This window comes from Nocardia sp. NPDC004711 (assembly GCF_053601595.1).
The window spans coordinates 183,193-198,438 of the sequence record NZ_JBSGCB010000008.1; the positions used below are offsets into that span (position 1 = coordinate 183,193).

Annotated in this window: 12 protein-coding genes; 4 read left to right on the plus strand and 8 right to left on the minus strand. The window is 69.7% G+C overall.

All coding sequences use genetic code 11. The features are described from left to right. Positions 1-88: 88 nt before the first annotated feature. The 4 genes from leuA to ACWEKS_RS10280 all read right to left on the minus strand — a co-directional run bounded on the left by leuA (position 89) and on the right by ACWEKS_RS10280 (position 9,082). Complete coding sequence (gene leuA, locus ACWEKS_RS10265) at positions 89-1,891, minus strand: 2-isopropylmalate synthase (RefSeq protein ID WP_452339767.1); 1,803 nt, start codon at positions 1,889-1,891, stop codon at positions 89-91. 200 nt (positions 1,892-2,091) lie between these two features. Next, complete coding sequence (locus ACWEKS_RS10270) at positions 2,092-2,967, minus strand: transglutaminase family protein (protein WP_452339768.1); 876 nt, start codon at positions 2,965-2,967, stop codon at positions 2,092-2,094. Then, on the minus strand, positions 2,967-5,735 hold the full coding sequence (locus tag ACWEKS_RS10275; RefSeq protein ID WP_452339769.1) for a circularly permuted type 2 ATP-grasp protein: 2,769 nt from the start codon (positions 5,733-5,735) through the stop codon (positions 2,967-2,969). Before ACWEKS_RS10275 ends, ACWEKS_RS10270 begins: the two co-directional genes overlap by 1 nt. A 23-nt stretch (positions 5,736-5,758) precedes the next feature. After that, complete coding sequence (locus ACWEKS_RS10280) at positions 5,759-9,082, minus strand: transglutaminase family protein (RefSeq protein WP_452339770.1); 3,324 nt, start codon at positions 9,080-9,082, stop codon at positions 5,759-5,761. A gap of 64 nt (positions 9,083-9,146) precedes the next feature. Here ACWEKS_RS10280 and ACWEKS_RS10285 point away from each other — a divergent pair, with 64 nt between their 5' ends. Continuing rightward, complete coding sequence (locus tag ACWEKS_RS10285; protein WP_452339771.1) at positions 9,147-9,788, plus strand: hypothetical protein; 642 nt, start codon at positions 9,147-9,149, stop codon at positions 9,786-9,788. Between the two features lie 370 nt (positions 9,789-10,158). On the opposite strand, the gene recR is transcribed toward ACWEKS_RS10285, so the two are convergent. Both recR and ACWEKS_RS10295 read right to left on the minus strand, forming a co-directional pair. Then, positions 10,159-10,767 (minus strand): recombination mediator RecR, encoded by a 609-nt coding sequence (gene recR / locus ACWEKS_RS10290; protein ID WP_033090831.1) that lies wholly within the window; start codon positions 10,765-10,767, stop codon positions 10,159-10,161. A gap of 14 nt (positions 10,768-10,781) precedes the next feature. Further along, positions 10,782-11,114 carry a YbaB/EbfC family nucleoid-associated protein gene (locus ACWEKS_RS10295; RefSeq protein ID WP_354838861.1) on the minus strand — a complete coding sequence of 111 codons (333 nt, stop codon included), beginning with the start codon at positions 11,112-11,114 and terminating at the stop codon, positions 10,782-10,784. A 101-nt stretch (positions 11,115-11,215) separates the two neighbouring features. On the opposite strand from ACWEKS_RS10295, the gene ACWEKS_RS10300 reads away from it, so the two are divergent. Next, the gene (locus ACWEKS_RS10300) at positions 11,216-12,025 is read left to right on the plus strand and encodes a MerR family transcriptional regulator (protein ID WP_452339772.1); all 810 of its coding nucleotides are present in this window, start codon (positions 11,216-11,218) and stop codon (positions 12,023-12,025) included. 15 nt (positions 12,026-12,040) lie between these two features. Beyond that, a complete protein-coding gene (locus ACWEKS_RS10305; RefSeq protein WP_452339773.1) occupies positions 12,041-12,394 on the plus strand; it encodes a VOC family protein in 354 nt (117 codons plus the stop codon). A gap of 10 nt (positions 12,395-12,404) precedes the next feature. Here ACWEKS_RS10305 and ACWEKS_RS10310 read toward each other — a convergent pair whose 3' ends face one another. Next, positions 12,405-12,839: an SRPBCC family protein gene (locus ACWEKS_RS10310; protein ID WP_452339815.1), complete on the minus strand. Its 435-nt coding sequence runs from the start codon at positions 12,837-12,839 to the stop codon at positions 12,405-12,407. Between the two features lie 150 nt (positions 12,840-12,989). Here ACWEKS_RS10310 and ACWEKS_RS10315 point away from each other — a divergent pair, with 150 nt between their 5' ends. Further along, positions 12,990-13,883 (plus strand): hypothetical protein, encoded by an 894-nt coding sequence (locus tag ACWEKS_RS10315; protein WP_452339774.1) that lies wholly within the window; start codon positions 12,990-12,992, stop codon positions 13,881-13,883. On the opposite strand, the gene ACWEKS_RS10320 is transcribed toward ACWEKS_RS10315, so the two are convergent. Continuing rightward, positions 13,880-15,106 (minus strand): SLC13 family permease, encoded by a 1,227-nt coding sequence (locus ACWEKS_RS10320; RefSeq protein ID WP_452339775.1) that lies wholly within the window; start codon positions 15,104-15,106, stop codon positions 13,880-13,882. The two genes, ACWEKS_RS10315 and ACWEKS_RS10320, sit on opposite strands and share 4 nt — an antisense overlap. Between the last annotated feature and the right edge of the window lie 140 nt (positions 15,107-15,246).

A 15,246-nucleotide genomic window follows, 5' to 3' on the forward strand; every position in this document is an offset into this window, starting at 1 on the left:
GTGCCGAACCGATTCTGGACGTACCCGGTGAGTTACCCCGATCCTCGCGAAATCGGTCGTCACGTTCGCGAGGATCGGGAGCAATCCCTCAGGCCCTACGGGCTGCGCGGTTGACCGCGGAGACGACCGCGCGCAGCGAGGCGGTGGTGATGGAGGTGGCGATGCCGACACCCCAGGTGACCTGATCGCCGATGGCGCATTCGACGTAGGCGGCGGCCTGGGCGTCGTCGCCGGAGGACATGGCGTGCTCGCTGTAGTCCAGCACGCGCACGTCGTAGTCGATGGTGGCCAGCGCGTCGACGAAGGCGGCCAGCGGGCCGTTGCCCTCACCGGAGATGGCGTGCTCGACGCCGTCCACCTTGACCACGGCGTCGATGTGGTCGACGCCGCCGTCGGTCTCGGCGGCGGTGACCTTCTGGCGCATGCGCTCCAGCGGCAGGATCGGGGTCAGGTACTCCTCGGAGAAGACGTCCCACATCTCCTTCGGGGTGACCTCGCCGCCCTCGCCGTCGGTGATCTTCTGCACGGCCTGCGAGAACTCGATCTGCAGGCGGCGCGGCAGCACCAGCCCGTGATCGGTCTTCATGATGTAGGCCACGCCGCCCTTGCCGGACTGCGAGTTCACCCGGATCACGGCCTCGTAGGTGCGGCCGACGTCCTTCGGGTCGATGGGCAGGTACGGGACCTCCCACACGATGTCGTCCACGTCGGCGCCCTGCGCGTCGGCGGCGGCCTTCATGGCGTCCAGGCCCTTGTTGATGGCGTCCTGGTGCGAGCCGGAGAAGGCCGTGTAGACCAGGTCGCCGCCGTACGGGTGGCGCTCGGCGACCGGCAGCTGGTTGCAGTACTCGACCGTGCGGCGGATCTCGTCGATGTTGGAGAAGTCGATCTGCGGGTCGATGCCGCGCGAGAACATGTTCATGCCCAGCGTCACCAGGCAGACATTGCCGGTGCGCTCGCCATTGCCGAACAGGCAGCCCTCGATGCGGTCGGCGCCGGCCTGGTAGCCCAGTTCCGCGGCGGCCACGGCGGTGCCGCGGTCGTTGTGCGGGTGCAGCGACAGCACGATGGAGTCGCGGCGGGCCAGGTTGCGGTGCATCCACTCGATGGAGTCGGCGTAGACGTTGGGCGTCGCCATCTCCACGGTCGCGGGCAGGTTGATGATCAGCGGCTTCTGCGGGGTCGGCGCGATGATCTCGGAGACCGCGTCGCACACCTCGCGGGCGTAGTCCAGCTCGGTGCCGGTGTAGGACTCCGGGCTGTACTCGTAGCGCCAGTTGGTGTCCGGGTAGCGCTTCTCGACCTCCAGGCACAGCTTCGCGGCGTCGGTGGCGATCTTCTTGACCGCGTCGCGGTCGGCACGGAAGACCACGCGGCGCTGCAGGATCGAGGTCGAGTTGTAGAAGTGCACGATCACATTGGCGGCGCCGGCGCAGGCCTCGAAGGTGCGCTCGATCAGCTCGGGCCGGGACTGGGTCAGCACCTGGATGGTGACGTCGGCCGGAATCGCGCCGTCCTCGATGATCTCGCGGACGAAGTCGAAGTCGGTCTGCGAGGCGGACGGGAAGCCGACCTCGATCTCCTTGTAGCCCATGCGCACCAGCAGGTCGAACATGCGACGCTTGCGGGCGGGGCTCATCGGGTCGATCAGCGCCTGGTTGCCGTCGCGCAGGTCCACGGCACACCAGCCGGGCGCGCGGTCGATGATCTTGTCCGGCCAGGTGCGGTCGGGCAGGGTGACGGGCTCGACCTCCTCGGCGAAGGGCCGATACCGGAAGACCGGCATGGAGGAGTTCTTCTGTGTGTTCCAGGCCGGCTGGTCGGCGGGCGCGGGCTTGGACGGCGCGGTGATGGACCGGGTACCGGATACGAAAGCGTCAGCGGCTGACATGGCGATTTATCTCCGAGGGTGTGGCTGGATCCCAGGTATGGGGTAGACCGGCACGGCAGATCCCCGCGACGGGAGCCGGTCCGAATCAGACCCCGTCGCGGCGGCCGAGGAGAAGTGCCCGCTGCATGATGGCGACGAGTTTACAGGGGCGCAATAGATGCTCGGAAGCAGGGGAGGGCGGGCGCCACAGCCCGGGCGTGTCACTCATCGGCGCCGATGGGTGCCACATCGACCGACACGGTGATGGTCGATTCCTTGGCATCGGTATAGATGATGCCGCGCAGGGGCGGCACGTCGGCGTAGTCGCGACCCCAGGCGACGGTGACGTAGCGGTCGTCGGCGAACTGGTCGTTGGTGGGGTCGAAGCCGATCCAGTGCCCGGCGGCGCCGGGGAGCCAGACCGCCGCCCAGGCGTGAGTGGCGTCCGCGCCGACCATGCGTTCCTTGCCGGGGGGCGGATCGGTGGACAGGTAGCCCGAGACATAGCGCGCGGCCAGACCCTGGGAGCGCAGGCAGGCGATACCGAGGCGGGCGAAGTCCTGGCAGACGCCGTGGCGGGCGGCGAAGACGTCGGCGACGCTGGTGCTGACGGTGGTGGAGCCGGATTCATAGGCGAAGTCGGTGTGGATGCGCGTGGTCAGTTCCCGCACCGCGTCCAGCAGCGGGCGGCCGGGCGGGAAGGATTCGGCGGCGTAGGCGGCGACCTCGGGGATGATCTCGGGCGGGGTCAGGTCGAGGGTGAATTCCACTGCGAGCGGGCCGTTCTCGGCGTTCGGGCGCGCCTGCTCCCAGGCCGGCTGGGCGGCCGGCGCGGCGGGCGCGCCGACTTCGACGAGGGATTCGCCGGTCACCTCCAGGCGGCGGTGTTCGGCGGTGACGTGGAAGTAGAGGGTGGTGTTGTCGTACACGTCGGTGCCGACCGATCGGTCCGACGGCACGGGATCGACGCGAATGTCGTGGGACAGCAACCGCTGTCCCGGAAACTCGCGCGGTGTCAGGTAGGCGCGGCCGTAGGAGCTGCTGACCACGTCCGAGTACAGGTAGACGGTGCGGTGCAGCACCCGGTAGCGGCGCATCAGCCCACCACCCGGGCGGAGCCCCACAGCGGCTGGATCTCGCGCGGCACCGACAGCCGGCTCGCCTCGAAGGATTCGGAGAGTTTGCGCAGCCGCAGGTGGACGCCGTCGAGCAGCTCGGCCAGTTCGGTGCGGCGGCCGTCGGCGACGGTCTCCAGCTCGGCCGGGTCGACGCGGCGCAGCATGCGCTGGGCATCGGCCAGGAGACGTTGCGGGCGTGAGGATCCGGAGGCCCCGGGCAGCGCCGGGAAGTCGGCCTCGAGGCGTTCCAGCTGGTAGGCCAGCGAGCGCGGGTTGTGCCCGTCGAACAGCAGCAGTCCGGCGACGGCGGCGATGCGGACCGAATCACCGTGGCGGCGGCGGTAACTCACCGCGGAGACGGTGGCCTGCAGGACCGCGTCGGTCACCACCCGGCCGACCTCCGGCGGGTAGGCGTCGGTGAGGGCGGAGGTCAGCAGGGCCGACAGCGCCAGCGCGCGCTCGATGCGCCGCCCGATGTCCATGACGTGCCACCCCGTGTCCCGCACGGTCGATTCCGCGTCGATGCCGGTCAGCGACAGCAGGGCGGACAGGGCGCGGGAGTGCACGGCCGACAGCGCCGCGCCACGATCGCCGCGCACGGCCCGGTACTCCGACAGGGCACGATCGATGGAGCCGAGCACCATCCAGGTGTCGGGTGAGAGCTGATCACGCACGGCGCGTGCGGCTTTCGCGTAGCGCTCCACGGAGAACGCGACCGAGCCGGGAACCTCGCGGTCGACGGTGAGCGAGACCAGGTAGTCGTGGTCGCGGCGGGACGCGCCGGGCAGCGCGATCGGGACGGTCGGCTCGTCGGAGTACTCGCGACGCCGCGGCGGCTGGGATCCGGATCGGGTCCGCGCAGCGGACTGCGCCTGCGGCTGGCGGCGTCTGCGCCGGAGCTCCGGCGAATCCGCTTGCACGGCGGTCGGTTTCGGCACGGCAGGCAGCTTCGGCTCGGCCGGGGTCGTGCCGGTCATGCGGGCGAGGGCGGCCATCAGGATGGGCATGGCCTCCGCGCCCTCCAGCCACGGCCGGTAGCGGTAGTCCTGGTGGCGTTCGTGGATGGCGCTGAGCAGGCGCACGGTGACCTCGGCGCGCTCGCCGTAGCGGCCCAGCCAGAACAGGTCGTTGAGCACGCGCGGCGAGCTGACCACGTCCATCGCGGCGACCGCGACGACCCGGCGCTCGTGCTCTTCGGGCACCTCGGCGGTGGCCGCGGGCACCGCCGGGACGGCGGCGGGCGCGGCGCGCACCCAGACGTCCTTGGCGGCGGCCTCTCCCACTGTGCCCTCGGGTCCGCCGTGCTGATGCAGCTGCCCCAATCCGCCCGGCATGATGCGGTATCCGACGCGTCCGGCCAGGGAGAACAGGCGGACGGCGACGGGGGCCGCGGCGAGCCCGCCGGAGCCGTCGACCGCGGGGGCGACCGAGAAGCGGGCCGGTTCCTGGCCGACCCATTTCCAGCCCTCGGTCTCGATGCGGGCCCGCCACTGCGCGCGCTGCACGGCGGTGAGGATGGGCCCGAAGATCGTGGTGCCGTCCACGGTGGAGCGCAGGATCAGGCGGTGCAGGTTGGCCGTCAGGTGGGAGCGTTCGGAATCGTCTCCACCCCAGTAGGATTCGATGCCCGGCAGGATGAGTTCCTCGTCCAGCAGCCGCCGTGACAGGCGCGGCAGGAACGTGGCCAGCGCCGGATTCTCCAGCAGTCCGCTGCCCAGGGTGTTGACCACGGTGACCGCGCCGCGCCGCAGCACCTCCACCAGGCCCACCACGCCCAGGCGCGAATCCGGTCGCAGGTCCAGGGGATCGGAGAACTCGGCGTCCACGCGGCGCAGCACCACGTCGACCCGTTCGAGCGTGCCCAGCGAGCGCATCCACAGCCGGCCGTCGCGCACCACCAGGTCGGCGCTCTCCACCAGCGGGAAGCCCAGCACGGAGGCCAGATACGCCTGATCGAAGGCGGTTTCGGAGTGCACGCCCGGGCTCAGCACCACGACCACCGGGTCCTCGTCGGCGCCCCGCGGCGCGGCCTCGATGAGCATGAGCCGCATGGCCCGCACGAACGGGGTGAGCGGACGCGGGCCGGCCAGCTCGAAGGCCTCGGGAATGGCGGCGGACACCACGCGGCGGTCGGCCAGCGCGTAGCCCGCGCCGGAAGGGGCCTGCGCCCAGTCGGCGAGCACCCGGAAGCCGCCGTCGCTCCAGCGGCTGACATCGCAGGCGTGCAGGAACAGCTGATGCCGCCCCGGCAGTGAAATACCGTGCGCGGCACGGACATAGCCGCGGTGCGCGAAGACCACCTGCGGCGGCAGCAGCCCCTCGGTGAGGGTGCGGCGCGCGCCGTACACGTCGGTGAGCACCGCGTCGAGCAGCCGGGAACGTTGCACCACACCGGATTCCAGCGCCGCCCACTCGGTGTCGGAGAGCAGCAGCGGAATCGGGTCCAGCCGCCACGGCGAGGGCGTCGCGGCCCCGTCGGAGCCGGTCAGTTCGGTGTAGGTGATGCCGTCGTCCTCGATCAGCCGCCGGACCCGGCCGTCGATGCGGTGCAGTCCGGCCCGGCCCTGCTCCAGGAAGTCGGCGGACAGGTCGGCCCACAGGCCGCGCAAGCGACCGTTGTGATCGACGAGCTCGTCGTAGAAGCCGCCGGTGGCCAGGCCGCAGGCGTCGCGGGCGCCGGTATCGGCCGCGGCGGCACGGTAATTCGCGAACTCCTCGCCGGGTGGCACTGCGTCGAGCACTGTCACCGCTACCACTTCCCCGGGTATGCCTATCGATCGCCGACGACGCCCCACACGGTCCGCGCCCGGCGCAGATCGAGTATTCCGGGCGCCCCGACGTCTGTCGCCTGTATGGCCATTTTGGCACGCAAATCCGCGATATCCACCGGGCCCGGGGTGTGCCCGGAGGATTCGAATCGCCGATTGCGCCGGGATTGCGCCACCTCCGAATTCACCGGCGGCCCGGCATAGAACATGCCGCCCGGATGGCTCACGTGATACGTGCAGCCGCCGCGGGACAGGCCGGTCTGCAGCTCGACCACGTCGAAGACCAGCGGCGCGTCCACCGTGACCGTCGGATGCAGGGACTCCGGCGGCTGCCACGCCCGATACCGCACGCCCGCGACCTGCACGTCCGCCCGCCCGGCCGGGATGAGGGGCAGCGGGAAACCGTTGCAGGTCACCACATACCGGTCGCGGTCCGCGGTCCCGGAGGCGGTGGTCTGTTCCCCGAGGGTGTTCCACGGCTCGATCGCCCCGCGCAGTTCCACTTCCATATCCCCGAGTACCACCGTGCCGAAGCGGGGAAAACGGAACTCCGAGAACGGATCCAGCCAGCTGGTGTCGAACTCGATGCCGTGCGCGCGCAGATCGGCCGCCACCTCGGCGATATCGGCCTGCAGGAAATGCGGCAGCAGGTAGCGCCCGTGCAGGTTGGCGCCGTGCCGGAGCAGCGGCGCGGTGTAGGGGTGCTCCCAGAACCGCAGCACCAGCGCCCGCACCAGCAGCGACTGCACCATGGCCATGCGGAAATGCGGCGGCATCTCGAAGCCGCGCAGTTCCACCAGTCCGAGGCGGCCGCGCGCCGAATCCGGGCTGTAGAGCTTGTCGATGCAGAATTCGGCGCGGTGGGTATTGCCGGTGAGATCGGTGAGCAGGTGGCGCAGCGCGCGATCGACCGCCCAGGGCGGCGCGGCCGGCTCATCGCGATCGGCGGCCCGGCTCAGGCGAGCGATCTCGGCGAAGGCGATCTCCAGTTCGTAGAGCGCGTCCGCACGGCCCTCGTCGACGCGGGGCGCCTGGGAGGTCGGGCCGATGAAGCGGCCCGAGAACAGATAGGACAGCGCCGGATGCCGCTGCCAGTAGGTGAGCAGCGACACCAGCAGGTCCGGGCGGCGCAGCAGGGGCGAGTGCGCCGGGGTGCGGCCGCCGAGCGTGATGTGATTGCCGCCGCCGGTGCCGCGGTCGGTGCCGTCCACATCGAAGGATTCGGTGCTCAGCCGGGCCAGCCGGGCCTGCTCGTAGAGCGTCTCCAGCAGCCGCGACTGCTCGGCGAAACCGGTGGTGGGCTGGACATTCACCTCGATCACGCCCGGGTCGGGCGCCAGGGACAAGGTAGGCAACCGGCCGTCCACCGGGGCCGGATAACCCTCCAGCACGACCGGCTGCCCGGCCGCGGCGACCGCCTCCTCGACCCGGCGCACCAGATCGCAGAACGCGCCGAATTCCTCGACGGGCGGCAGGAATACGAACAGCCGGCCGTCGCGGACCTCGGCGACCAGCGCGGTGATCGGCGCGCGCTCGGCGGACTCCACCACCGCGGGCGGCTCATCCGCGGCCAGCGGCGGGCGCGGCGCGAACGGGTCCGCCTCGGGTCGCGGCGGTGGCGCGTTCCAGGTGACGGACCGCAGCGGCAGCCGGAGTCCGGCCGGGGAATCGCCCTCCGTCAAGACGATTCGACCGCGCCGCAGCTTCCAGTCGGCGCTCGCCCACCCGGCCTCGTCGTCCCGGCGATAGAGCGACAGCACGTAGGCGGCGGGCTCGCCGACGGCGGCATCCAGCCGAGCCAGCAGCGCGCTGCGCGCCGACGCCGAATCCCCGCCGCTGTCCAGATCCTCGTCGGCACCGACCGGATCACCCTGTGGCACAGCGGCCTTGGCGGCCATCCGGACCAGCGAATCCTCGTAGGCGGGCCGCACCTGACCGTCCGGCAGGCCCAAGCCCCGGGCGATGTGGGCGATCACCGCGCGCGCGGCCCGGCGCTGTTCGGTCGTGCCGGGTGTCGCCGCGGCGGCCTCGCCCGCGTCGCCGGCCTGCGGGAGCCAGGGATGCGCGAGCAGGTCGGGGTGCCGCCACAGTGGTTCGTCGTCGTCGCGCCAGGTCATGGCGATTTCCCAGCGCGGCAGGGGTTCTCCCGGATACCACTTGCCCTGGCGGTATTGCACCAGGCCGGTCGGGGCGTAGATGCGGCGCAGGCGCTCGGCCAGGTCGGCGGCGCGTTCGCGCTTGCGCGGGCCGTCGGCCTCGGTGGTCCATTCCGGACCGGTCTGATCGTCGAGGGAGACGAAGGTGGGTTCACCGCCGATGGTGAGCCCGATCCCGGCGGCCTCGGTGCGGGCGTCCACGACCGCGCCCGCGGCGCGGATGCGCTCCCACTGGGAATCGGTGTAGGGCAGGGTGACGCGCGGATCCTCGTGGATCCGGCGCACGGTATTGGAGAAGTCGAGGCTGGCGGCGACCGGGTCGGTGGATCCGGTGATCGGCGCCGACGAGACCGGATGCGGGGTGGCGGCCAGCGGAATGTGGCCCTCCCCCGCGAACAAGCCGGAGGTGGGGTCCAGGCCCACCCAGCCCGCGCCGGGCAGGTACACCTCGGTCCAGGCGTGCAGGTCGGTGAAATCGGCGGGCGGCCCGGAGGGTCCGTCCAGAGACGGTACGTCCTGGGCCAATTGGATGAGATACCCGGAGACGAAGCGGGCGGCCAGCCCGAACTCCCGCAGGACGGACACCAGCAGCCACGCCGAATCCCGGCACGAGCCGAGGGCGGCGCGCAGCGTGTGATCCGGCGACTGCACGCCCGGTTCCATCCGGACGGTGTAGGCGACATCGTGGCGCAGCGCCTGATTCACCGCGATCAGGAAGTCGATGGTGCGCGGCCGATCCGCCGGCGTGTGGCGGCGCACCCAGTCCCGTACCGAAGCGCCGGGGCCGGAACCGGATTCACCCTCGTCCACCGGCCGCAGATAGGGCTCGAGGTCCGCGGACAACTGCGGCGAATACCCGAACGGGAAATGCTCGGCGTGCTCCTCGACGAAGAAATCGAAGGGATTGATGGCGTCCATATCGGCGATCAGCCCGACCACGATGGACAGTTCCGGCGTGGGCTCGTGGAAGATCAAGCGCGCCAGGAAATTCCCGAACGCGTCCTGCTGCCAGTTCACCCAGTGGTTCCCGGGGCTCACCCGCATCGAGTACGCCTCGATGGCGGTGCGGGTGTGCGGGGCTGGCCGCAGGCGGACCACGTGCGGATGGACGCGCACGGGATGGTCGAAGGAATAGGTGGTGCGATGTTCGAGGGAAACCTTGATCCCCATCTGTCCAGTTCACCATGCGAAGGCCGGGACACGCTGGAGTTTCTCCGACAGCTAGCCTGGCCGGGTGAGCTACGACCTCGTTCTGCTGCCCTCCGGAGCCGCCGTGTCCCCCGCCGAGGTGGACACGTATCTGACCGCGCAGGACGGCAGGCCGGCCGGTGACGCCGTCACCGAGATCGCGGCCGAGCTGGACGAGCGCAATGGCGAACTGCCCGAGGCGGACAGCTTCCTGGGCTCGCCCGCCGGCGACGGCGTGCTCGGCGACGCCCTGTTCGTCTCCACCCCCTACGACGCCATCGGCCATGTGCGCGGGCTGCTGTTCGAACTGGGCACCCCGCACGACTACGCGCTGTGGGACCCGCAGCTGGCCTGGCTGGTGGATCCGGCCGAATCGGTCACGGCCGCCGTCACGCACGGCGGGGCGGGCGAATTCCCGTACCTGACACGGCAACTGGTGGAGCTGTGGATTCCGGAGCTGGAACAGCCCGGTCCGTATCTGATCGTGGAAACCGGAGATCAGATCTACATCCAGACCTATCGGCATCAGGACGGGCATTACGACCTGGAATACCGGGACGGGTCCGCCGACAAGCATTTCGCCGCCACCGCGAACGACCCGAGAATTGTGGCCGATCTCATCTGGGGATGGGCCACCGGAGATCGTTCGGGATTCGCCGCACTGGATTGGCAGCGTCTCACGTTCTGACCGTCGAATAACGGACCGATTTCAATTTCCACTTCCAACCCCCCGGAATGAAGGCTGCGCACGCGCAGGAAAGCTAGCATTTCGCTAATTGCACGCGGTGTTTCCGAGCTTGTACGCATTACTCACCGAGGCGAGGAGCGAAACATGAAGCTACGTTTGTCGAAGCTACGCCCATCCTTGAAGAACGGGACCTTGCGTAAGGGCTTGGCAGTCGTGGCCGGTTTGGCGGCTACTTTCGCTATCGCCGTGGCATTGCACGCCAGCGGGGCCGGAGCCGATATCCCCAGGAACGTTCAGCACATTCCCTGCCCGCAGCCGGCGGCGCTCCCCGCGCCGCCGACCTGGACATAACCCGATCCCGGTACATCACTTACAGGGCGCGCCGCCCGGAAAGGGCGCGGCCCAGGGTCAATTCGTCGGCGAATTCCAGATCGCCGCCCATGGGCAGCCCCGAGGCCAGGCGCGTCACGCTCAGTCCCGGGAAATCGCGCAGCATGCGGACCAGGTAGGTGGCCGTCGCCTCGCCCTCGGTATTCGGATCGGTGGCAATGATCACCTCGGTGACATCCACGCCGTCGTCCTGATTTCCGATGCGGGTCAGCAATTCCCGGATACGCAACTGGTCCGGTCCGATACCCGACAGCGGGTCGAGCGCGCCGCCGAGCACGTGATAGCGCCCGCGGAATTCCCGGGTGCGCTCGATGGCCTGCACATCCTTGGGCTCCTCGACCACGCAGATCATGGTGCGGTCGCGGCGCGGATCGGCGCAGATACGGCACAGTTCACCGTCGGAGACGGTGCCGCAGACGGCGCAGAACCGCACGCCGTCCCGCACCTTCTGCAGGGCCGCCTGCAGCCGGTCGATCTCCGGCGGCTCCACCGAGAGCAGATGAAACGCGATGCGCTGCGCGCTCTTCGGGCCGACGCCGGGCAGCTTGCCCAACTCGTCGATGAGATCCTGAACCGGACCCTCGTACACCTACCCAGCCCCGATCAGAGTCCGGGCAGCGCGCCGCCGCCGAGACCGCCGGCCAGCGGGCCCAGCCGCTCGGCGGCCAGGTTCTGCGCGGTCTCCATGGCGTCGTTGAGCGCGCCGATGATCAGATCCTGCAGCGTGTCCACATCCTCGGGATCGACCACCTTCGGGTCGATGGTCAGCGCCAGCACCTCGCCGGTGGCGCGGATCCGGGCGCGCACCAGGCCACCGCCCGCCTCGCCCTCGACCTCCGACTCCGCGATCTCCTGCTGCGCGGCCATGACGGCCTGCTGCATCTGCTGGGCCTGGGCCATCAACTGCTGGAAATCGAAACCTTCACCGGGCTGCACGGCGCGTCCTTCCTGGGGGATGGTGATCGCTCCCCAGCCTAGTCGGCGACGCGCGCCGCGCTGCTTGACTCTCCCCTCGCTGGAGGGTGTTCGCTAAGGGCATGACGGCAACGGTTCCGATCGGCGAGTTCTCCCGGCTCACCTACCTGACCATCAAGACGCTGCGGTACTACCACGAGATCGACCTGCTGGCCCCGGTGGCGATCGACCCGGGCTCCGGCTACCGGTTCTATTCGACCGAGCAGGTGGACCAGGCGCACCTGATCAAGCGGCTGCGCGAGCTGAACATGCCGCTGCCGGAGATCAAGGCGGTGATGGCCGCCCCGGATCAGGCGGCGCGGGACGCGGCCATCCGGGCGCATCTCGAGCGGATGGAGGCCGAGCTGGTGCGCACCCGCGACGTGGTGGCCTCGCTCCGGGCGCTGCTGCTGCCGTCGACCGGGATCAGCGTCGAATACCGTTCCGTCGCAAGCTATCCGGCGCTGGCCATGACGGCGGAGGTGGCGCGCGAGGACTGCGATGCGTGGTGTGAGCACAGCTACGGAACCATGTACGCGCAACTGGCCGCCGCGAACCTCGCACCCGCCGGACCGGGCGGCGCCACCTACGCGCCGGAGTTCTTCGAATACGACCGGGGCGAAGTCGTCACCTTCGTGCCCATCGACGAGCGGCACCGGGACCGCGTCGACGCCGGGACCGTGCTCGACCTGCCCGCCCGCCGGTTCGCCATCGCTGTCCATGCGGGCCCGTTCACCGAATTCGACCGCACCTATGGCGCGCTGGGCAGCCATGTGGCCGACCACGACACCGCGCTCGCCGAACCCGTGCGCGAGATCTACCTGGTCGGGCCCGGTGACGCCGAGCCCGCCGACTACCGCACCGAAGTCTGCTGGCCCATCGGCCGGCTCTGAAGAAGGAGAGAATCCATGGCACTGTCCCTCGGCAATATCGTCTTCGACTGCCACGACGCCGCCGCGCTCGCGGGCTTCTACGCGCAGCTGCTGGACCGCCCGGTCGACGAGGGCGCGAACGAGCATTTCGCGACCATCGGCGACGCCGCCGCCACCCCGACGTTCATGTTCGTCCAGGTGCCGGACAAGAACCCGGGCAAGAACGTCGTGCACGTCGACCTGAGTGCGGGCAGCGCCCTGACCACCGAGGTCGAGCGCGCGGTTGCCCTCGGGGCCAAACATCTCGCGGACTTCGACGAATACGGCGTGAAGTGGACGACGCTGGCGGACCCGGAGGGCAACCTCTTCGATATCGGCGGCGAGGGCTGACCCCCGCTCGCTAGGCGAGCTCGCGCTTCAGGTTCTCGAGCACCTCGGCCTGGATCTTCTTCAGGCCGAGCGGCGCGAAGATGCCCTCGAAGATGCCGCCGATGCCGCCCGCGCCCTTCCAGGTGGTGCGCACGGTGACCAGCGAGCCGGTGCCCGAGGGGGTCACGGTCCAGGCGGTGACCATGGAGGAGTTCGAATCCCGTTCCGTCACCATGGAATCGGAGACCGAGACGGCCGCGCGCACATTGCGGGAGCGCTTCTCGGTGGCCTGCAGCGTCCACTCGGCGAGGGTGCCGGCGCCCTGGCCGCCCTCGACCACCTTGTAGTCGCGGTAGTGCGCGGAGAGGATCTTGGGCCGCACTGTCTCGTAATCGGCGATCGCGTCGAGGGTGCGCTTCGGATCCGCCGCGACGACGATCGAACTGGAGGCGCTGACCTGTCCCACCATGTGCTCCTTAGTGATTGCGCGGGCCGACCGGCACTCTGCCCTGTTACCGCTCGGTCATGCTACGCCGCATCCGGGTGCGCCGGTTCGCTGCGCCGTGTCGGGTCGGCCACCTATCCTGGGTGCACTACTGCGGGGGAGGACGCGGTGATGACGCGGTTCGTGACCTGGATCCGGCTCAATATCGACGGTGTCGTGACGCTGGTCGTGGCGGCCACGGCCATTGTGGTCGAGACCTTCGACAAGTTCGCCAATCTGAACGCGGTGAGCGGAGCGACGCTGCTCGTGCTGAGCCTGCTCGCGCTCACCCTGCTGCGCGACCGCAATCGGACCTCCCGGCTGGTCCGGGAACTGGCGGCGGTCCGGCTGCTGCACGGCGCGGAGATCGATCAGGCGCACGCGCGGGCCCGGCGGGACACCGACAACTGGATCTACAAGGGCGGCACCGGAACCTATCTGCGCGCGGTGACGCTGCCGTATTTCCTCGGGCGGGCGCGGGACGAGAGCCACCTGCTGAATCTGCGGGTGGAGGTCCTGGACCCGGGCAATGAGCAGCTGTGCCTGGCGGACGCGCAGTACCGCAATTCGCTCCAGCCGCAGGGCGATGCCGGCGGGCGGCCGTGGACGGCCGACCGCATTCGCAAGCAGTCCTACGCCACGGCGCTGGCCTGCGCCTGGTATCGGCAGCAGTCGGAGTTCCTGACCGTCGAACTCGGGCTGTCGTCGACGTTGTCGACCTACCGCTGGGACATGTCGGACAACGTGGTGATCATGAATCAGCGCGGCTCGAAAACCCCGGCGCTGCTGTTCGAGCGCGGCAAGCCCCAGTATTCGGACTTCACCCGGGAATTGGCGGTGAGCTTCAAACAGGCCCAGCCGGTGCAGCTCAATCGCGACGCCGATCTGCGGCCGCCGAGCGAGCCGACGATCGGGCAGGTGCGCAGACTGCTGGAAAGCCTCGGCCTACCCCTGCCCGCCGTGTACACCGACGACGACGTCATCGAGATCGTGGAATACGCACTGCGCCCGGTGCATACGTTCTAGCCGGTGAGCAGCAGCCCCGCGGTGGCGGCGGCGGTCGCGGCCACCGCCAGCACCAGGCCGGTCAGCAGGAACCGGCGCATGGGGACCCGTACCGCGTGGGTGCGGCAGAACTCCAGGCACAGCAGCGTGGCCAGGGAGGCCCACGGGGTGATCACCGGGCCCGCGTTGGTGCCGATCAGCAAGGCCAGCAACTGGTTCCGCTCACCCGGGGAGATCACGGCCTCGCCCGCGGTGTAGGCGGGCAGGTTGTTGACGACATTGGACAGCGCCGCGCCCGCACCGGCGGCCCGGAACACGCTGGGACCGCTGGAGTCCTGCCCGATCAGATGATCCATCACCGTCGACAGGCCGTGCGCGGACAGCGTGGGCACCACCAGGAACAGCCCGGACACGAAAACCAGCAGCTGCCAGGGAAACAACGACAGGCGCAGCGCCGACCGGTCGCAGATGGCGAAGGCCAGCACCGCGATGGCCGCGGCCACCGTGGCCGCGATCCCGATCCGATCCCCCACGAACGGAATGGCCAGCACGAACAGCACACACGCGCCCCCGGACGCGTACAGCAGCACCCGTTCCCGCAGATCCGCCGGGCGGATCGGCTCCGGCACCACATACCGGTCGGCCCCGCGCTGCGACCGCCGCCAGTACCACCACCACAGGCACAGCATGGTCACCGCGATCGAAAGCAGTTGCGGTAGCCACATTCTGGCTGCGAAACCGGTCGCGTCCAGTGCTACCCGATCCGCCGCCAGCAGATTGGTCAGATTCGACACCGGCAGCAACAGGCTCGCCGTATTCGCCAGCCACAGCGTCGTCATGGCCAGCGGCAGCGGCGGAATCCGCGCCGGCCCCGCCAGCGCGATCATCACCGGTGTCAGTAGTACCGCGGTCGTATCCAGATTCAGCACCGTCGTCGTGGTCGACGCGAACAGCACGCACAGCAGGAACAACCCGGCATAGTTCCCACCGGCAATGATCGCCAGCCGATGCGCGATCACATCGAACACCTTGGCCCGCCGAGCCAGATTCGCCAGCACGATCACACTGCCCAGAAACAACAACAACGGCGCGATCCGCCGCATGTTCTCCGCCGCCTCATGTCGTGGCAGCAGTCCCGTTGCCACACAGAGCAAGCCGATGATCAGCAGCCCGATTCGAACTGAATCCAGCACACTTGGCCGCCACGAGCCCGTCGGCCGTTCCACCTCTTCCGCGCTACGCATGTCGCTTTCCCTTGGGGTGAGGCCGCTTTCGACCGCGGAGCGCCGAGATCAACTCCGCCACGGTGATGATCACCGCAGGGCGCTGACCTGGCTCGACGCCACGAATCGCGGCCAAAGTGATCACTGCTGCTGCCACGGCC

Bases quoted from the DNA above. Each gene is read 5' to 3' on its own strand.
- leuA (WP_452339767.1), bottom strand. From the start codon at position 1,891: ATGTCAGCCGCTGACGCTTTCGTATCCGGTACCCGGTCCATCACCGCG.
- ACWEKS_RS10270 (WP_452339768.1), bottom strand. From the start codon at position 2,967: ATGCGCCGCTACCGGGTGCTGCACCGCACCGTCTACCTGTACTCGGAC.
- ACWEKS_RS10280 (WP_452339770.1), bottom strand. From the start codon at position 9,082: ATGGGGATCAAGGTTTCCCTCGAACATCGCACCACCTATTCCTTCGAC.
- ACWEKS_RS10300 (WP_452339772.1), top strand. From the start codon at position 11,216: ATGACGGCAACGGTTCCGATCGGCGAGTTCTCCCGGCTCACCTACCTG.
- ACWEKS_RS10305 (WP_452339773.1), top strand. From the start codon at position 12,041: ATGGCACTGTCCCTCGGCAATATCGTCTTCGACTGCCACGACGCCGCC.
- ACWEKS_RS10315 (WP_452339774.1), top strand. From the start codon at position 12,990: ATGACGCGGTTCGTGACCTGGATCCGGCTCAATATCGACGGTGTCGTG.
- ACWEKS_RS10320 (WP_452339775.1), bottom strand. From the start codon at position 15,106: ATGCGTAGCGCGGAAGAGGTGGAACGGCCGACGGGCTCGTGGCGGCCA.